The organism is Corynebacterium sp. KPL2861, assembly GCF_040225475.1.
In the GTDB taxonomy this organism is placed as follows: Bacteria; Actinomycetota; Actinomycetes; order Mycobacteriales; family Mycobacteriaceae; genus Corynebacterium.
In genome coordinates this window covers 85,668-103,160 of sequence record NZ_JBEHFW010000009.1, presented here as the reverse complement: position 1 = coordinate 103,160, position 17,493 = coordinate 85,668, and the positions used below count along the sequence as shown (strand labels likewise).

Annotated in this window: 17 protein-coding genes; 11 read left to right on the top strand and 6 right to left on the bottom strand. The window is 62.1% G+C overall.

All coding sequences use genetic code 11. The features are described 5' to 3' along the window. Positions 1–66: 66 nt before the first annotated feature. A complete protein-coding gene (locus tag ABRP84_RS08740) occupies positions 67–1,236 on the top strand; it encodes a YihY/virulence factor BrkB family protein (protein ID WP_349853392.1) in 1,170 nt (389 codons plus the stop codon). Positions 1,237–1,301: 65 nt separating this feature from the next. On the opposite strand, the gene ABRP84_RS08735 is transcribed toward ABRP84_RS08740, so the two are convergent. The 4 genes from ABRP84_RS08735 to ABRP84_RS08720 all read right to left on the bottom strand — a co-directional run bounded on the left by ABRP84_RS08735 (position 1,302) and on the right by ABRP84_RS08720 (position 6,915). Further along, positions 1,302–2,855, bottom strand: a complete 1,554-nt coding sequence (locus ABRP84_RS08735; protein WP_349853390.1) for an AMP-binding protein — start codon at positions 2,853–2,855, stop codon at positions 1,302–1,304. An 11-nt stretch (positions 2,856–2,866) separates the two neighbouring features. Next, a complete protein-coding gene (locus ABRP84_RS08730; protein WP_349853388.1) occupies positions 2,867–4,576 on the bottom strand; it encodes a long-chain-fatty-acid--CoA ligase in 1,710 nt (569 codons plus the stop codon). 70 nt (positions 4,577–4,646) lie between these two features. After that, positions 4,647–5,174 carry a methylated-DNA--[protein]-cysteine S-methyltransferase gene (locus ABRP84_RS08725; RefSeq protein ID WP_349853386.1) on the bottom strand — a complete coding sequence of 176 codons (528 nt, stop codon included), beginning with the start codon at positions 5,172–5,174 and terminating at the stop codon, positions 4,647–4,649. A 22-nt stretch (positions 5,175–5,196) separates the two neighbouring features. Beyond that, complete coding sequence (locus ABRP84_RS08720) at positions 5,197–6,915, bottom strand: long-chain-fatty-acid--CoA ligase (protein ID WP_349853385.1); 1,719 nt, start codon at positions 6,913–6,915, stop codon at positions 5,197–5,199. Positions 6,916–6,981: 66 nt separating this feature from the next. On the opposite strand from ABRP84_RS08720, the gene mshA reads away from it, so the two are divergent. The 4 genes from mshA to ABRP84_RS08700 all read left to right on the top strand — a co-directional run bounded on the left by mshA (position 6,982) and on the right by ABRP84_RS08700 (position 11,073). After that, a complete protein-coding gene (mshA, locus tag ABRP84_RS08715; protein WP_349853384.1) occupies positions 6,982–8,247 on the top strand; it encodes a D-inositol-3-phosphate glycosyltransferase in 1,266 nt (421 codons plus the stop codon). A gap of 41 nt (positions 8,248–8,288) precedes the next feature. Beyond that, positions 8,289–9,035: a phosphoglyceromutase gene (locus ABRP84_RS08710; RefSeq protein WP_349853382.1), complete on the top strand. Its 747-nt coding sequence runs from the start codon at positions 8,289–8,291 to the stop codon at positions 9,033–9,035. A 68-nt stretch (positions 9,036–9,103) separates the two neighbouring features. After that, on the top strand, positions 9,104–10,366 hold the full coding sequence (locus tag ABRP84_RS08705) for a sensor histidine kinase (protein ID WP_411702844.1): 1,263 nt from the start codon (positions 9,104–9,106) through the stop codon (positions 10,364–10,366). Beyond that, a complete protein-coding gene (locus tag ABRP84_RS08700) occupies positions 10,363–11,073 on the top strand; it encodes a response regulator transcription factor (RefSeq protein ID WP_349853379.1) in 711 nt (236 codons plus the stop codon). Before ABRP84_RS08705 ends, ABRP84_RS08700 begins: the two co-directional genes overlap by 4 nt. Here the strand turns inward: ABRP84_RS08700 and ABRP84_RS08695 are convergent. Further along, positions 11,070–11,969, bottom strand: a complete 900-nt coding sequence (locus ABRP84_RS08695) for a DUF3109 family protein (protein ID WP_349853378.1) — start codon at positions 11,967–11,969, stop codon at positions 11,070–11,072. The two genes, ABRP84_RS08700 and ABRP84_RS08695, sit on opposite strands and share 4 nt — an antisense overlap. A gap of 33 nt (positions 11,970–12,002) precedes the next feature. On the opposite strand from ABRP84_RS08695, the gene ABRP84_RS08690 reads away from it, so the two are divergent. From ABRP84_RS08690 to ABRP84_RS08670, 5 genes are all read left to right on the top strand, one after another. After that, complete coding sequence (locus ABRP84_RS08690; protein ID WP_349853376.1) at positions 12,003–12,932, top strand: Ppx/GppA family phosphatase; 930 nt, start codon at positions 12,003–12,005, stop codon at positions 12,930–12,932. 9 nt (positions 12,933–12,941) lie between these two features. Further along, positions 12,942–14,270: an Rv0497 family membrane protein gene (locus ABRP84_RS08685; protein ID WP_349853375.1), complete on the top strand. Its 1,329-nt coding sequence runs from the start codon at positions 12,942–12,944 to the stop codon at positions 14,268–14,270. Between the two features lie 81 nt (positions 14,271–14,351). Beyond that, the gene (gene proC, locus ABRP84_RS08680; RefSeq protein ID WP_023025097.1) at positions 14,352–15,143 is read left to right on the top strand and encodes a pyrroline-5-carboxylate reductase; all 792 of its coding nucleotides are present in this window, start codon (positions 14,352–14,354) and stop codon (positions 15,141–15,143) included. 251 nt (positions 15,144–15,394) lie between these two features. Continuing rightward, positions 15,395–15,583, top strand: a complete 189-nt coding sequence (locus tag ABRP84_RS08675) for a helix-turn-helix domain-containing protein (RefSeq protein ID WP_005276651.1) — start codon at positions 15,395–15,397, stop codon at positions 15,581–15,583. A 276-nt stretch (positions 15,584–15,859) separates the two neighbouring features. After that, on the top strand, positions 15,860–15,961 hold the full coding sequence (locus ABRP84_RS08670; RefSeq protein ID WP_003855542.1) for a 30S ribosomal protein bS22: 102 nt from the start codon (positions 15,860–15,862) through the stop codon (positions 15,959–15,961). A 110-nt stretch (positions 15,962–16,071) separates the two neighbouring features. Here the strand turns inward: ABRP84_RS08670 and ABRP84_RS08665 are convergent, their stop codons facing one another. Further along, complete coding sequence (locus ABRP84_RS08665; RefSeq protein ID WP_349853372.1) at positions 16,072–17,109, bottom strand: HAD family hydrolase; 1,038 nt, start codon at positions 17,107–17,109, stop codon at positions 16,072–16,074. A 97-nt stretch (positions 17,110–17,206) separates the two neighbouring features. On the opposite strand from ABRP84_RS08665, the gene ABRP84_RS08660 reads away from it, so the two are divergent. Beyond that, the gene (locus tag ABRP84_RS08660) at positions 17,207–17,446 is read left to right on the top strand and encodes a glutaredoxin family protein (RefSeq protein ID WP_023025099.1); all 240 of its coding nucleotides are present in this window, start codon (positions 17,207–17,209) and stop codon (positions 17,444–17,446) included. Positions 17,447–17,493: the final 47 nt, after the last annotated feature.

The following is a 17,493-nucleotide window of genomic DNA, read 5'->3' as shown; positions in this document are numbered from 1 at the left end:
CCCAGCCTAATCGCTGCGAGTGTCACTTCACAGAATAGATTCTTAGGCCGCATACGCTGCGTAACTATGAGTGCCTTGGACGATGCCCCCGCAACCGGCAGCAAGCAAGCCCGGAAGCAGACTGCCCTACAGCAAAAGATCGTGCCAAGCACCGTTACCACCCTGGTCACCGTGGAAAGCCCCGCCGCCGATGTTGATCCGTGGGCGCGCGGCAACCGCCTGCGCAAGGACAGCTGGGGCTTGGTGATGCGACGCGTGTGGGCCGATTTCTTCCACGATGCCTTAATGGACCGCGCAGCCGCGATGACCTACTTCACCCTTATGGCCTTCGCGCCCACCGTCCTGGCGGCGTATTCCATTGCCACGCTGGTCTTTTCCTCGCGCCAGGGCGAAGTGGAGGCGCTGACCGCGCAGTTTATCGATACGTACGTGCCCCGTTCCATGGCGGAGGAGGCCGGCAACATCGTCAGCTCCATTATCGGATCCACAAGGGAGGGCACGTTTGCGTTGGTGGTCTCCGTCCTGATTTCACTCTTCGCCGCTTCGGCGTATGTGCGTGCCTTCTCGCGCACCGCCAATACTGTCTACGGCCGGGTGGAGGGACGCGGCACCATCCGCACATGGGCGTTGATGTGGGCCATTACCGTGGTCCTCGTCATCGGCGCGGTGGTGGTGCTGTGCGCCAATTTATTGCGCGATACCGTCGTGGACAGCGTCATCGAACCCGTGGCACTCCGCCTAGGGTTGCACGAGACCGTGGATTTTTTCGGTGGCATTTTTATGCCGGTGTGGAATTGGCTGCGCTTTCCCATAACTGTCGTGGTGGCGCTGGCGCTTATTGCCGTGTGGTACCACTTTGCACCGAACGTTCGGCCCAGCCGTTTTCGCTGGATCACCTTGGGCTCGGTGGTAGCGCTAGTGACGAACCTGGTGGTGTGGGGCGCATTTTCCCTCTACATCAAGTACCTGGCAGGGGTGAGCATTTACGGGGCATTCGGTACGGTCATGGCGGTATTTATGACCGTTTGGCTGTCTAATACGATGCTGATCTTGGGCATCAAGATCGATGCGGAGGTCCTGCGCGCCAAGGAGCTGCAACTTGGATTGCACGCAGAGCGCTATATTCAAGCCCCACCGCGCTCCGAATTCGCGGCGCAGCAGCAGGTTCGGGCGAAGAAGAAACTAGAAGAACGCTCGGGGCGCATCTTTGCAGGTGCCGCCCGCGGCGGGCAGTAGCCCCTCATCGGGGAGTAGCTCCCACCGGGACGTAGCCCGCGCCGGGACACCACCGCTGCCGAGGATTAGCGGGAGGACACTTCCGCCACCAAGATTTCCTGTACCTGGCGGCGGCGCAGCTTGCCTAGCTGATCGGTGGGCAATTCTTCTTGCACCACGAAATGGCGCGGGACCTTATAGCGCGCCAAGAGGCCGCGGCAGTGCTCGCGCAGCGCTTCCGCGTCGAAGGTGGCGCCGGGGCGGAGCACCAGGCAGGCGGCGACATCCTCGGAACCATCGGCGCGCGGGACGCCGGCCACCGCGGCTTGGCTTATCGCGGGGTGGCTCAACAATGCATGTTCCACCTCGCTGGGAAAGACGTTAAAGCCACCGGTGATGATGACCTCTTTAATCCGGCCCACCAGCCGGAAATGGCCATCGGCCTCGCGCACCCCCATATCGCCGGTGCGCAGCCAATCGCCGTGGAATGCCTCCTGCGTGGCGGCGGGATTATTGAGGTAGCCTCCAAAAACCTGGGGCCCGCGGGCAAGAATCTCACCGGGGGTTCCATCGGGTTGGCTGCGGTCAAGGTCAGCGGGATCCCCGATGCGCAGGTCGGTATCGGCAAGTGGCTTGCCGATGGTCCCCACGCGCCGACCCTCACCAAGCGGGTTAATGGTCAGCACGGGGGAGGCCTCGGTGAGCCCGTAGCCCTCGACGAGCATGCCGCCGGTGCGGTCCTGCCAGGGCTCGATGATGCGCGCGGGCAGCGATGCCGCCCCGGAAATGGCGTAGCGCACCCCGCCCAGGTCTGCAGCCTGCTCGGCGGCCTGCTCAGCGGCCACCCCGGAGGCAGATTCTGCCGCCAGCTCGCCCATGGCGCGCTCATAAATGGTGGGCACACCCGGCATCCACGTCGGGCGGCGCTGTGCCAAGGCGCTGACCACGGCCGCTGGGCGCGGGGCGGGCAGCAGGATGATCTCGGCGGCACAGCGCACCGCGAGCAAGACGCTCATGGTCAATCCATAAGAGTGGAACATCGGCAGCGTGGCGAGGAAACGCTCGTGGCCCGGGCGCAGATCGGCCTGGGCTTCCAATTGGATACAGTTCGCGGCGAGGTTGCCGTGCGTGAGCACCACGCCCTTGGGCTGGCCGGTGGTGCCGGAGGTGTAGAGGATGAGGGCGGCATCGGCAAGCGCGGCCTGGCGGTGCGGAACCGGGGCACCGGAGAGGGGAAAGGGCTCCTCCAAGGACACGGGGATCACCGTGCTGGCCAGGCCATCGACCACGGCAGCGACCTCATCCCAGACCAGGGCGATGCGGGCGCCGTGGTGGGCAAAGAGCGGGGCCAGCTCGTGGGCGGTGTACTGAGGGTTATGTTCGACCACGACCGCGCCTAGGCGCAGCACCGCGAAAAAGGCAATGAGGTGCTGCGGGGAGTTGGGCAAGATCAGCGCTACTCGGTCGCCGGGGCGGATTCCCATCTCCCGTAGGGCGCCGGCGGCAGCGGCGATGCGGGTATCAAGCTCCGCGTAGCTTAAGGTCTCGCCGCCGAAATAGGTGGCGGGACGTTGGGGGAAGTTGGCTACGACGGTGGCGAGGAAATCCGTCAGCGTGGCGTCGTACTCGAGGTCTGACATGGTGGTTAATACTAAGCCTTCTGCTTGAGGAGATCGAGGAGATCCTGCTGTACCATGCGGCGGCGGACCTTGCCCAGCTGGTCCGAAGCCAGCTCCTCAAAGTGGTAGAAGGTGCGCGGAACCTTGTAGCGGGTCAGGCGTTCGCGGCAGTACTCCTTGAGGCCTTCTGGGTCCAGGACGGCGCCATCGCGCAGGATGACGCAGGCGACGACGTCCTCGGAGCCATCCTTGCGCGGGCGTCCCACCACGGCGACCTCCTTGACGTCTGGGTGCTTGCGCACCACTTCTTCGACCTCGGCCGGGTAGACATTAAAACCGCCGGTGATGATGATTTCCTTGATGCGGCTGACCAGCTTGACCCAGCCGTCCTCATCCATGGTGGCCATATCGCCGGTGCGGAACCAACCGTTGTGGAAGGACTCCTCGGTGGCCTTTTCGTTATTGAAATAGCCCTGGAAGATCTGCGGCCCGCGAGCCAGCATCTCTCCCGGCTCGCCATCCGGCTGGGTTTCATCGAGATTATCCGGATTGCCAATGCGCACCTCGGTATCGGGGAAGGGCAGGCCCACATAGCCCGGGCGACGGTTGCCGTTCATGGGGTTGCCAATGAGAACGGGTGAGGTCTCCGTCATGCCAAAGCCTTCTACGAGGCGGCCGCCGGTCATGGATTCCCAGCGCTCCATCACATCAACCGGCAGGGTAGCGGCGCCAGAGAAGGCATTGCTGATGCCGGTGAGATCCACGCCCTTGTCCTCGGCGGCGTCCATTATCTTCTCGTACAGCGTAGGCACGCCCGGCAGCCAGGTGGGGGTGTGCTTCTTAACGATGTCCATGATGAGCGGCATCTGCGGGGACGGAACCAAGATGAGCTCGGCGCCGAAGTAGATGCTGAGCACGCACAACGTGGTCATGCCGTAGGCGTGGAAGAGTGGCAAGGCGGCGAGGAAGCGCTGCTCGGTGGTATCCATATTCGGCAGCCAGGCCTCGCCCTGCACGCAGTTGTTGATGAGGTTGCCGTGCGAAAGCAGCGCGCCCTTGGGTTTTCCGGTGGTGCCGGAGGTGTAGAGGATAAGCGCGATATCGTCCTGCGTGACCTTGGCAATCTCGAGGTCCTTGCCGTCACCGCCGATGGCAGAACCGATAAGCGTGGACCAGGCCACGGTATTCGGGGCCGCGCCGGTCAACTGCTCGCGCTTGGCGGCCAGCGGTGGCAGGGGAATCCGGAGCGCGAGGCGCTTTAGCGGCGGCATCGCGTCGATCATGTTGACGGAGACGATGGTCTCTAGCGGGGTGGTGGCGCGCAGCTTATTCAGCGTCGGAGCCGTCTTATCCCACGCGATGGCCACGCGCGCACCGTGGTCCTGGAAAAGCCCCTCGAGCTCGTGGGCGGTGTAGAGGGGGTTGTGCTCCACCGCGGTGGCCCCCAGCAACTGGACGGCATAAAACGCCACGACGTGTTGGGGGCAGTTGGGCATGACGATGGCGACCCTATCGCCAGGCCGGATGCCAAAGGCCTTAAGGCCCGCTGCGGCGGCGCGCACCTGTGCGTCTAATTCCGCGTAGTTCTGCGTATTACCGAAGAAGTAGGTAGCGGACTTATTCGCATTGATGCGGAGGTTGTTGACGTAGTAGTCAACGATGGTTTTATCGCCGTAATCCAGCGCGGCGGGGGTCCAGTCGCTGTAGTGCTTAATCCAGGCCCGGGATTCGTATGTAGACACGCGCTACCCTTTCGTTTGCTAAAGAAAAATATTACAAAGGGCGAGTATACCCAGAACATGAGGAAATCCTCTAGTTTTCTTCGAGTGTCAGCAAAAAACGCTTGATATCGAGGCCGCCGGCATAACCGCCAAGCGTTCCATCGCCGCGCAGCACGCGGTGACAGGGCCGAATGATCGGCAGGGGATTGGCGCCGCAGGCGGTGCCGACCGCCCGGGTAGCAGCGGGGCGCCCCGCGGCGGCGGCGAGCTCGCCATAGCTTGAGACCTCGCCGTAGCCAATGGTGTCTAGCTGCGCGTGAATTTGGGCGCGAAATTCGGTCGTCGGTGCCGGGTTAAGTGGCAGGTCGAATTCGCGGCGGTGCCCAGCGAAATACTCCGCGAGCTGTTCCTGTGTTGCGTCTAAGATGCCTGCACCGCGCTTGTCGATGCCCCCATTGTCCCCGCCACTGACCTCGTTGCGGTCCTTGCTTGTTCCGTCGCGACCTCTGCCTGTTCCGTTGCGGCCCAACTGGACCGTAACGAATTCAACGCGGGACAGCCCGTCTGCATCTGCGGTGAGCAGCAGCGGGCCGATAGGGGTATCGATGGTGCGCAGCATGGTGGTGGGAACTCTAGGTGTTTTAGGAGTTCTTCTCTGCTTCGAGGCGGTTGATGAGGTCTTCTTGTACCTCGCGGCGGCGGATCTTGCCCATCTGGTCCTTGGCCAGTTCCTCGAAGTGGTAGAAGGTGCGCGGGACCTTGTAGCGGGTCAAGCGCTCGCGGCAGTACTCCTTGAGGCCTTCAGGGTCGAGCGCGGCGCCATCGGCAAGATCGAGGCAGGCAACGACGTCTTCGGAGCCGTCCTCGCGCGGGCGGCCCACCACGGCGGCGTCGTCGACGCTGGGGTGCTCGCGCAGGATTTCTTCGACCTCGCCCGGGTAGACGTTGAAGCCGCCGGTGATGATGATTTCCTTGATGCGGCTGACCAGGCGGATGAAGCCGTCTTCTTCCATGATGCCCATGTCACCGGTGCGGAACCAGTCACCGTGGAAGGCGGCATCGGTGGCTTCCTGGTTATTGAGGTAGCCCTTGAAAATCTGCGGGCCGCGGGCCAGCACTTCGCCCTCAACGCCGTCCGGCTGGGTTTCATCCAGGTTATCGGGGTTGGCGATGCGCACCTCGGTATCCGGGAAGGGAATGCCCACGTAGCCGGGGCGGCGGTCGGTGCTCATGGGGTTGCCCACGATAATCGGCGAGCATTCGGTTAGGCCGTAGCCCTCTACGAGCAAGCCGCCGGTGGAGTGTTCCCACTTATTAACGGTCTCAGAAGGCAGGGTGGATGCGCCGGAGAAAGCTGCGCGCACGCCCTTGATGGGAACCTCTTGCTCCTCGGCGGCCTTGACGATGCGCTCGTACAAGGTAGGAACGCCCGGGACCCAGGTCGGGGTGTGCTTCTTCATCAGCTGCATGATGAGCGGGATCTGCGGCACGGGCAAGATGACCAATTCTCCGCCGATGAGCTGGGCCAAGGTGACGTTCATGGTCAGGCCGTACGCGTGGAAGAAGGGCAGGGCGGCGAGCATGCGCTCTGGCTTATCGCCCAAGCCCGGAACCCAGGCCTTGCCCTGGAGTAGGTTGGACACGAGGTTGCCGTGCGAAAGCATCGCACCCTTGGGTGCGCCGGTGGTGCCGGAGGTGTACATCACCAGCGCGATGGTGTCCTTATCAATGTCCTCCGGCGTTTTGATATCGCTGCCGTTGCCACCGATGGCATCACCAATCAGCGCCTCCCACGGCACGGTATTTGGCGCGGGGGCAGAAAGCTGCTCGCGCTTGGCCTTGAGCGGGGGAAGCGGCAAGCGCAGCGCGGCGCGCTGCAGGGTGGGCATGGCGTTGATCATGTTGATGGACACGACCGTTTCCAGGTTGGTGGTAGCCCGCAGCTTCTCCAGGGTGGGGGCGGCCTTGTCCCAGGCGATGGCGATGCGCGCGCCGTGGTCTTGGAACAGGCCTTCCAACTCGTGGGCGGTATAAAGCGGGTTGTGTAGCACTACCTGGGCGCCGAGTTTCAAAATGGCGTAAAAGGCCGCGATGTACTGCGGGCTATTGGGGGCGACGATGGCTACGCGGTCACCGGGGCGCACGCCGAAGGCCTTAAGTCCCGCAGCGGCGGCGCGCACTTGGCGGTCCAGCTCGGAATAGTTTTGGGTACGCCCAAAGAAATACGTGGCTGACTTATCGCCATTGACCTCGAGGTTATTGTCATACAGGTCTAACAGGGTGGTGTTGCCGTATTCGAGGCTGTGCGGCGTCCACTCCGGGTAATACTGGAGCCATGCCTTTGATTCATAAGCGGACAATGCGTGACCTTTCGGTAGCGTAGGTTGTTGGCAGGGGCCAGTATAGCGCCGCTAAAATGGGACAACATGCGCATCGCCATGATTTCTATGCATACCTCCCCCATTGAGCAGCCTGGCTCCGGGGATGCCGGCGGAATGAACGTCTACGTTTTAAATATTGCCTGCCAATTAGCCCAGCTTGGCGTCGAGGTGGATGTCTATACCCGCGCTACCCGCCCCAGCCACAAAGAAATCGTGGACGTGGCCCCCAACTTGCGGGTGATTAACATCGTGGCAGGCCCCTTTGAGGGACTAGAAAAGGAAGATCTGCCCACCCAGCTCGCGGCCTTTTCCGGCGGAGTGATGCAATTCGCTAAATGGCAGGGCAAAAAATATGATCTCATTCATTCCCACTACTGGCTTTCCGGCCAGGTGGGGTGGCTGCTGCGCGATCTATGGGGCATCCCCCTTGTTCATACCGCCCACACCTTGGCCGCGGTGAAAAACGCCTACCGCACCGCCGAGGACACCGTGGAATCAGAGGCGCGGCGCATCTGCGAACAGCAACTGGTAGATAATGCCGATCTCCTCGTGGTCAATACCGATCAGGAAGCCCGTGACCTGGCCGAGCACTACGATGCCGAGCGCGACATTATCCGCGTGGTTTCACCAGGCGCGGACGTGGGGCTTTTTACCCCCGGCACCGACCGCAATACGGAGCGTTCCCGCCGTGAGCTGGGTATCCCGTTGCACACTAAGGTCGTGGCCTTTGTGGGGCGCCTGCAGAAATTCAAGGGGCCGGAGGTGCTCATCCGCACCGCCGCGGAGCTCTGCCGCCGTGAGCCCACCCGCGATTTTCGGGTGCTCATCTGCGGTGGACCATCTGGAGCCAATGCCTCACCGGAGGCGTATAGGGAACTGGCGCGGGAGTTGGGCGTCGAAAAGCGCGTGCGCTTTTTAGGCCCCCGCCCGCCCGAAGAGCTGGTGGGCGTGTACCGCGCCGCCGATATTGTGGCGGTGCCCAGCTACAACGAGTCCTTTGGCCTGGTGGCGCTCGAGGCCCAGGCTTCTGGCACGCCGGTCGTCGCTGCGGCCGTGGGTGGGTTGCCCATCGCCGTCGTCGATGGTGAGACCGGCCTGCTGGTACCGTCCCACGACCCGCAGGAGTGGGCGGATTCCTTGAGCCAGCTGCTTGATGATGACGCCCGGCGCATCGCCATGGGCGAGGCCGCCGTCGCGCATGCCGCGCGCTTTAGCTGGACCAATACGGCCCGAGAGTTGACGGAGATTTATGCCGAAGCCCAGCAGATTCCCGTGCCTGACTGCCACCAACGCCGGGCGATGGGAGATTAGCTTCACTGACGCGCCGGGCGGTTTCGTGGCATGCTGGAGGCATGACTAACGGAAAACTGATTCTTCTTCGTCACGGCCAATCCACCTGGAATGAATCCAACCAATTTACCGGTTGGGTCGATGTTGATCTGACAGAAAAGGGCGAGGCAGAGGCCAAGCGCGGCGGCGAGCTGCTCGCGCAAGAAGGCATCCTGCCCAACGTGCTGTACACCTCGTTGCTGCGCCGCGCCATCCGCACCGCCAATATCGCGCTGGACGCGGCCGACCGCCACTGGATCCCGGTCATCCGCAACTGGCGCCTCAATGAGCGCCACTACGGTGCGCTGCAGGGCCTGAACAAGGCTGAGACCAAGGAAGAATATGGCGAGGACCAGTTCATGGCATGGCGCCGTTCCTATGACACGCGCCCGCCCGAGCTTGCCGATGACGCCGAGTACTCCCAGGCCAACGACCCCCGCTACGCGGACTTGGACAAGGTCCCACAGACGGAGTGCCTGAAGGACGTCGTCGAGCGCTTCGTGCCCTACTTCGAGGAAGAGATCCTGCCGCGGGCTAAGAAGGGCGAGTCCGTCATGATCGCAGCGCACGGCAACTCCCTGCGCGCGTTGGTCAAGCACCTCGATGGCATTTCCGATGATGACATCGCCGGGCTGAATATTCCGACCGGTATCCCGCTGGTCTACGAGATTGCGGAGGATGGCTCCGTGGTCAACTCCGGCGGCACCTACCTGGACCCAGAGGCCGCCGAGGCCGGGGCCGCTGCCGTCGCCGCGCAGGGTGGCAAGTAACCTACCGCTGCATATAAGTCCCTGGGGAGGTGCTCCCTGGGGACTTTCTAATGGTTAGGCTTAAAGACGTGGAATTAATTTTTGTCTTTCTCGCGGGGGTGCTCGCCTGCGCGGTGGCGCTGCCATTAATTTCCCGGGTGCGCGAGCGCATGGCACGCCGCCATCGCGCCAGCGATGCCCAGGCAAACCAGGTCACTACCGTGAGCCAAGGCCTGCATCTTGCGGTTCAAGGCTCTCCCACGGCGCTGACGGTGCTCGATAGAAATCAGGAAATCATCCTGTCCAATCCCGCGGCGCACGAGATGTCCGTGGTCCACGATCGCGCCGTTAATCCGGAGATTTGGAAGACCGCGGAGCAGGTCTTTGAGGATAAGGAAACCCGCACCGTGGACCTGGCCATCCCTAAGCGCCGCACCGGGCACCGCGTCACGCAGATCAAGGCCGTTATCAAGCCGCTGACGCTAAACGATGGCCGCTTTATCATCATCTACGGCACCGATGAGAGCGAAAACGTGCGCATGGAATCCGCGCGCCGCGATTTCGTGGCCAACGTCTCCCACGAGTTGAAAACCCCAGTGGGTGGCATCGCGCTGCTGGCCGAGGCCCTCCTCCAAGACCCCGAGGATCCGGAGCACGTGAAGTACTTCGGCACCAAGGTGCAAAAAGAGGCCAACCGCATGGCGGATATGGTCAGCGAGCTCATTTCGCTGTCCAAGTTGCAAGGTGCCGAAGCGCTGCCGGAGATGGAACCGCTCTACGTGGACGATCTCATTGATGAGGCGATTTCGCGCAATCAGCTTGCTGCGGACGCGCGCTCTATAAGGTTGACTCGAGGAGCCTCAGAAGGCGTGCAGGTCAAGGGCGACCACTCCCTCTTGGTAACGGCGCTATCCAACCTGATTTCTAACGCGATTAATTATTCGCCAGAGGAACTGCCGGTCTCCGTCTCGCAGAAAGTGGTGGGAGATGACGTCGTGCTCATCCGCGTCACGGACCGTGGCATCGGCATCCCGCCGGAGCATCAAAAGCGCGTCTTCGAGCGCTTTTTCCGCGTAGACCAAGCCCGGTCGCGGCAGACGGGAGGCACTGGCCTAGGATTAGCAATTGTCAAACACGTGGTGGCCAACCACGGGGGCAATATCAAGCTGTGGTCGCGCCCGGGCACGGGCTCTACTTTTACCATCGAGTTGCCCATATATAAGGAAGAAAAGCCAGCGCACGAGGCTGACTTGCAGGATAATGAAGACAAGGAATCCGTCGATGCGGCGGCTCCTGGGCTCCAGCGTGCGGTAGCACGCGTTGCAGCACGTCGAAAGGATAAAGCACAATGACCACCATTCTCATCGTGGAAGATGAAGAGTCGCTGGCTGATCCGCTGGCATTTTTACTCCGCAAGGAAGGCTTCGAGCCGATTATCGCCCTCGATGGCCCGTCCGCGCTGGAGAAATTCGCCGATAATGACATCGATATCGTGCTGCTTGACCTCATGCTGCCCGGCATGTCTGGCACCGACGTGTGCAAGCAGCTGCGCGCCACCTCCTCTGTGCCGGTCATTATGGTGACCGCGCGCGATGCGGAAATCGATAAGGTCGTGGGCCTAGAGCTGGGTGCGGATGATTACGTCACCAAGCCGTATTCCTCCCGCGAGCTCATCGCCCGCATCCGCGCCGTGCTGCGCCGCGGCAACGATCACTCCTCTCACGCGGACGCTGCGGAGGGTGCCGAGGCAGAAGACGAGCAGATCCTGTCCGGTGGCCGCGTGAAGATGGATGTGGAGCGCCACATCGTCACCGTGGCGGACGAGCCGGTGGCCATGCCGCTCAAGGAGTTTGACCTGCTGGAATACCTCCTGCGAAACGCCGGGCGCGTGCTGACCCGTGGCCAGCTCATTGATCGCATTTGGGGTGCGGATTACGTGGGCGATACCAAGACGCTAGACGTGCACATCAAGCGCCTGCGCACCAAGATTGAGGAGCACCCCTCCCGCCCGAAGCACCTGGTGACGGTGCGCGGGCTGGGCTATAAATTTGAGCTCTAGTACCAGCCGGCCTTAATGCTGGCTGGGTGCTGGGTAAGCTGCACGCCGTGCTCGGCGGCCTCCGCGCGGGCCCGGCACTGTGCGGCCAAGATATCGTAGCTTTCGCGCCCCATGAGCGCGACGAGCTCGTCCTCGTGCGATTGCCACATCGGCAGCGGGTTGGCGTGGCAGGCGCCATCGGTAGAGCAGTACCAATCAAAGTCTTCGCCGCCATTGCCCCAACCGCGGCGGTCATATTCGCCGATGGTGGTGCGCAAAATCTCTTGCCCATCGGGGCGTTCTTCATAATCCTCGTAACGCCGCAGCGGCAGCTGCCAGCACACCTCCGGCTTGACCACGGTCAGCTCCTCGCCGCTATCGACGGCCCATTGGTGTAGCGCGCAGCCGGTCCCGGTTTCCCAACCAGTGCGGTTGGCAAAGATGCAGGCACCATCCACGATGGGGGTTTTCAATGCCGGTTCCGGTTCGCCGTCCTCGCCATCGAGCTCGTCCCATTCCAGCCAGGGCTCTAACTCATCGGTATTTTCTTGCGCCAGGAACTCATCTACCCCCGCTGGGCGCAGCTGCCAGTAGCGCGCGGGCATGCGGGAGACGGCATCGTAAAGCTGGTCCCGGTCTTGTTCATCGGCCATATATGCACCGTGCACGCAGCAGCCCACATCGGGCTGGCTCTTGTCGATGCCCCTGCACGCCGACGTGCCAAATTGGCAGCTGTAGTGCGATTCCACCCACGTCAGATCGATGGAAAAGACGTGGTAAGGGTCATTTGGGTTGGTAAATTCGAACCACTCCCGCGGAAAATCTGGGGCCTCTTCGCGCCCGGCTTTAATCGATGCCGCCGCTGGCGAGCTCGCGGGAAAACCTAGGTAAACGGTGTCAGATTTTGGGCGATTCACACCTAACCACGGTAGACCTACTACGCTATGGGTGTGCGATTAGGTGTATTAGACGTCGGAAGTAATACCGTCCACCTCGTTGCGGTCGATGCCGCAATGGGGGGACGGCCTACGCCGATGAGCGATTGGAAGACCCCACTCCGGCTGGTAGAACAGCTGGATAAGAAGGGAAACATCCACGAAAAGGGCTTGAAAAAGCTCGTTTCCGCCGTGGGTGAGGCAAGCGAGCTGGGTGACAAACTCGGGTGCTCCGAATTTATTGCCTTCGCGACCTCTGCGGTCCGCTCTGCCCCTAACTCTGAAGCGGTACTCGATGAGGTGGAAAAGCAGACCGGCGTGCGCCTGCAGATCCTCTCAGGCGTGGAGGAAGCGCAGCTCACCTTCCTCGCTGCTCGCCGCTGGTACGGCTGGTCCGCAGGACGCATCACCAACCTGGATATCGGCGGCGGCTCCCTAGAGCTATCCACCGGTACCGATGAACACCCTGACTTGGCTTTCTCGCTTGATCTGGGCGCAGGGCGGCTTACCCACAACTGGTTCGATACCGATCCGCCGGAGAAAAAGAAGGTCAGTGCGCTGCGCGATTTCATCGATGCGGAGCTCGAGGATGCCGTCACACAGATGAAGGCGATGGGTCCTGCCGGCCTGGCCGTGGGTACCTCGAAAACCTTCCGTACCCTCTCGCGCCTTACCGGCGCGGCACCCTCGTCTGCAGGGCCATACGTCAAGCGCACATTGACCGCGCCGGGCCTGCGCCAGTTGATTTCATTCATCACGCGCATGACTGCAGCAGACAGAGCGGACCTTGAGGGTGTAAGTTCGAACCGATCGCACCAAATCGTCGCCGGCGCTTTGGTTGCCGAGGCAAGCATGCGAGCTCTTGGAATCGAGAAGTTGGAAATCTGCCCATGGGCGCTGCGCGAAGGTGTTATTTTGCGCCGGACCGACAAGGGATTGGAATAGGAAGAGATCATGGCTGACGAAAAACAGTTGACCGTGGCCGAGCTGCTGGCTCGCAATAAGAAGGACCGCACGGATAAAGACGAGAAGACCTCTCGCCGCCGTCGGCGGAGCCTCGATGAGGGCGGCGTATCCGTTGCCGAGCTCACCGGCAGCCTGAAGAAGGTAAAGTCCACCCCGCCTGAGGCGAAGCACACCAACGTATCCATCGACGATGACGCCCCTGTCATCCGCGCGCCGAAGTCCAAGGACGAACAGTCCGCTGAGAAAAACGCCGCTGAGAAAAACGCCGCTGAGAAAAAGACCGCGGCGAATAATTCCACGGCGCAGCCGACCGGCTCCAAGCCAGCTGGGTCCAATCCTGCCGGTGCTAAGCCTGCTGGCGCCAAGTCCGCCGAGTCAAAGTCCGCGGAGTCCAAGCCCGCTGCAGGCAAGCCGGCCGCGGGGCAGGCGGGCATCGGCAAGCCTGCGCAAAGCAAGCAATCTCAGTCCCAATCCGCCTCTCCTAAGCCGGCTGCCGAGAAGCCTTCCGCTGGTACCCCCACCGCGTCCCCGGCCCCGAAGCAGAACGGGAAGCCGAGTGAGCCGACCGCTTCTCCCAAGCCTGCGGCGGGGTCTGCCTCGCGGCCGACGGCCAAGCCTGCCCCAGGACAGAAGGCAAACGCGCAGGCGGCAAAGAAGCCTGCGCAGTCGGAGCCAGAGGACAAGGCGAGCGCTAAGGACGCTGAGAAGAAGCCTCATCAGCCGTCCGCGGATGACACTGCGGTGATGCAGCGCATCGATAAGTCGCAGTCCTCGCAGGACAAGCGCAAGGACGCTGCTGACGCCGCTGAATCCAGCGCCAAGGAAAAGGCGGGAGCAGCTGGCGCTGCCGCCGGTGCAGGTGCTGCTGCAGCGAGCGCAGCGGGAGCGAAGGCCGACGCGAAGAACTCAGCAGGCGCCAAGGATGCTAAGGACACCAAGGACGCTGGAACCAAGGGCAAGTCTGCCGCGCCAACGCAGAAGCCTGCGGCGACCGCGAAGAAATCCGACGATACCGGCGAGCTGTCCCAGGTGCGGGACGAGGAAGTCACCGAAGAGCACGAGAAGCTCAACCCCATGTCCATCGTCATCATGGTGGTTGTGGGGATCGTCTTGGCGGTCGTCATCTTCAAGGGCTTTGAAGTGCTTTGGGATAACTTCCCGCGCGTCGTCGTGGCCATCTTGGCGCTCTGCGTGACCGCAATTATGGCCGGCGTTACGCATGCGCTGCGCACCGCCCGAGATGGCTTCTCCATGTCCCTTGCGGGCATTACCGGCCTCATATTGACCTTTGGGCCACTGCTTTTGGTTATGCTTTAAACCAGCGACTGGCTGAGAACCACCCGGCTGCTTCCTAGATGGAGGTAGCCGGGTGTCGTTATTTTTGGCATGGTGGAGACTATGACAAAGATTGCAATTTTAGGTGGAGGACAAATCGGTGAGGCTTTGACCTCGGGTCTTGTGGAATCGGGTTTTAATGCTTCCGATATCACGGTGACCAACCGCACCGCCTCCCGCGGTGAAGAACTCAAGAGCAACTATGGCGTTAACGTCTCGGCGGATAATGCCGCGGCGGTCGACGGCGCGGATTATATCTTCGCGTCCGTCAAGCCTTATGCCATCCTGGACCTGCTGAGTGAGATTAACCCGGCCAAGGACGCCGTGGTGGTCTCTATGGCCGCTGGGCTGACCCTGGAGGCCTTGCAGGCCGCCGCGGGCGAGGGCGTGCCGGTCGTGCGCGTCATGCCCAATACGCCGATGCTGGTGCGCCGCGGCATGTGCACCTGTGCTGCCGGTGAGCACGTGACCGAGGCACAGATGAACGGTGTCACGGAGCTGCTCGAGGCCGTTGGTGAGGTCGCGGTCATTCCGGAAAAGAACATCGACGCCGCCACCGCGCTGGCTGGTTCTTCCCCGGCCTACTTCTTCCTCGTGGCGGAGGCGCTTGTCGATGCCGGAGTGCAGCTCGGCCTACCCCGCGATATCGCCGAAAAGCTCGCCGCACAGGCGGCTGCCGGCGCCGGCGATATGCTGGCCAACTCAGGCCGCTCGGCGACGCAGCTGCGCGCAGGCGTAACCTCGCCAGGCGGCACCACCGCCGCGGCCGTGCGCGAGCTGGAAGAGTCCGGCCTGCGCGGCGCTTTCTACCGCGCCGCCGAGGCATGCTCCGATAAGGCTAAGGAATTGGGCTAGGAGCCAGCCTAATGCGGCTCGTTCCCCGTGGTGGGGGTGTAGTTACCTCGCACCACTTGGGGGCCGTGCGGGAGCCATGGGGCGGTTGTTACGCAGCGCTTATGACGGTGAACTGAACAACTGCTGTGAAAAAATTTGGCACTTGGGTCGCATTAGTCACATGTTTCACGATAGGCTGGGACGAGCACGTGCGTGAAGTCCTGTGGGAGGGGAAGCCTACAGCGCGTAACGAGCTGAAGGGTTAGATAATTATGGCAAATGAAGAAAAAGGAACCTTTCTGACGATCGCGGAGGTCGCCGAAATCATGCGCGTCTCTAAGATGACTGTCTACCGTTTGGTTCACGCAGGCGAAATGCCGGCTGTGCGCGTCGGACGCTCTTTCCGCGTTCACGAGTCCGCCGTCAACGAGTACCTCGAAGCCTCCGTTTACGGAGCTTAGGTTCTCGCGCCTTTAAGGCAGCGCCCACTTCTGTTGGCCACTCTTGGTCAGCGGTGGTGGGCGCTGTCGCGTTTTCCCGCGCGCTCCCTTTTGCCGGCGTCGCCATCGGGGTCACTTTTGGAGACGCGCTGGGGACTAGGTAAGATAGACCGCATTCGTGTCGGCTCGCCGTGATGGCCCGCATATGTGCGGCCAAGGTGGCAAAGAGTGCACCTTTGTCGTTTCAGGCGCCGGCAGGTTCACAGTACGTACTAAAAGAAAGTGAGGACGCCTGTTATGGGTTCTGTCATCAAGAAGCGCCGCAAGCGCATGTCCAAGAAGAAGCACCGCAAGATGCTGCGCCGCACCCGCGTGCAGCGTCGTAAGTTGGGTAAGTAAACCCAACAGCCTAGGGATCCTCCGCACCGTGCCTTAGCGCGGCGGCGGAGGCTTTCTGGTTTTAGGACCGGAGCTGCGTCTACGCTGAGAGCACTCCGCCCCGGAAGCCGTTACTTCCGGAAATAGCGCCAGCCGCCATAGGAAAAGGCGGCCGTGACAAGCGCTGGGAGGCCAAAGGCGCGGATGGCGCGGCGGATGGAGCGGTAGTCGCGGACGATCCAGCCGCGCTCCTCTGCGATGCGGCGCAGCTTGCGGTCCGGGTTGATGGCCACGGGGGTGCCCACCATGGTGAGCATGGGTATGTCATTGGCGGAGTCGGAGTAGGCGGTACACCGATCCAAATCGAGGCCCTCGATGGTAGCGAGGGCGGCCACGGCGTGCTTCTTGCCTGGGCCGTGGAGGATATCGCCCACCAAGCGGCCGGTGAATTTGCCGTCTTCTACCTCCGCGACGGTACCGAGGGCGCCGGTAAAACCGAAGCGACGCGCCAAGACCTGCGCGAGCTGGACTGGGGTAGCGGTAACCAGCCACACCTGTTGGCCGGCGGCCAGGTGCATCTCAGCGAGCTGCGTGGTGCCGGGGTACGCGCGGCGGGCGAGCGAGGCTTCGACGATTTCCTCGCAGAGATTGATGAGCTCGTCCACGCTGCGGCCTTTGACAAACTCCAACGCCTGCGCGCGGCCATCGGCAACGTCTTTTGCATTCTCCGCGCCAGAGAGGCGGAATTTTAGTTGTTTCCAGGCCACTGGGAGTATCTCAGAGATGCGGATATAGCGCCGACGGGCGAGCCCAAAGCCGAATTCCACCAAGGAGGAACCCTGAACGAGGGTATTGTCTAGGTCGAAAAAGGCGGCGGCGCCGACATCGACGGGGACGTCCGGATCCTGGTCCGTAATGCGCTGGGAACCTGCGGCGTCATAAGAACCGGAGACGGAGGCGATGCCGGAGGCGAAGTCCTCGAGCTCGAGCCCAAACTCCTCCAAAGCTGCGGCAGCGGCCGCTTCACCTGCGGCGCGCTGTTCTTCCTCGCCCAAGGGGGCCAGCGCCTGATTTTCTAAGAAGTTGCGCAGATTACCGCGCGAGGCCGTCCAATTGGCCAAAAAGTCGCGGGGAGATTCGGGGAATCCGGGGGGAGGTATAGCGGACACGAGTGGGATAAACAGCTTTCGCAAACGCGGGGTGGACTAACATGTCCATAGTAAACGTTTCCCCTGTCTGCGTCCTTATGAGGAGAATCCCGCCCCTATGTCCCAGCATGTAGTCGAGCTCATGGTGCGCCCCACCTGCGGTTCCTGTAAACGGGTAAAAGAGCAGATTACCCCCGTTATCCAGGCAGCCGGTGCCCAGCTTGAAGTGCGCAACGTGGAAGATAGCCGCGAGCTCGAGATGGAATTCGGTGACCGCGTTCCCGTTGTAGTGATAGACGGAGAAGAATTCGCCTGCTGGGAAGTTGATAACGAAGAGTTGGCCGCGGAGCTGCGCTGACGATTCGGGTTCCGCGCCCATGCGGGGTAGTCTTTGGAACCATTGCG

Bases quoted from the DNA above. Each gene is read 5' to 3' on its own strand.
- ABRP84_RS08740 (WP_349853392.1), top strand. From the start codon at position 67: ATGAGTGCCTTGGACGATGCCCCCGCAACCGGCAGCAAGCAAGCCCGG.
- ABRP84_RS08735 (WP_349853390.1), bottom strand. From the start codon at position 2,855: ATGTCAGACCTCGAGTACGACGCCACGCTGACGGATTTCCTCGCCACC.
- ABRP84_RS08725 (WP_349853386.1), bottom strand. From the start codon at position 5,174: ATGCTGCGCACCATCGATACCCCTATCGGCCCGCTGCTGCTCACCGCA.
- mshA (WP_349853384.1), top strand. From the start codon at position 6,982: ATGCGCATCGCCATGATTTCTATGCATACCTCCCCCATTGAGCAGCCT.
- ABRP84_RS08710 (WP_349853382.1), top strand. From the start codon at position 8,289: ATGACTAACGGAAAACTGATTCTTCTTCGTCACGGCCAATCCACCTGG.
- ABRP84_RS08700 (WP_349853379.1), top strand. From the start codon at position 10,363: ATGACCACCATTCTCATCGTGGAAGATGAAGAGTCGCTGGCTGATCCG.
- ABRP84_RS08685 (WP_349853375.1), top strand. From the start codon at position 12,942: ATGGCTGACGAAAAACAGTTGACCGTGGCCGAGCTGCTGGCTCGCAAT.
- proC (WP_023025097.1), top strand. From the start codon at position 14,352: ATGACAAAGATTGCAATTTTAGGTGGAGGACAAATCGGTGAGGCTTTG.
- ABRP84_RS08675 (WP_005276651.1), top strand. From the start codon at position 15,395: ATGGCAAATGAAGAAAAAGGAACCTTTCTGACGATCGCGGAGGTCGCC.
- ABRP84_RS08670 (WP_003855542.1), top strand. From the start codon at position 15,860: ATGGGTTCTGTCATCAAGAAGCGCCGCAAGCGCATGTCCAAGAAGAAG.
- ABRP84_RS08660 (WP_023025099.1), top strand. From the start codon at position 17,207: ATGTCCCAGCATGTAGTCGAGCTCATGGTGCGCCCCACCTGCGGTTCC.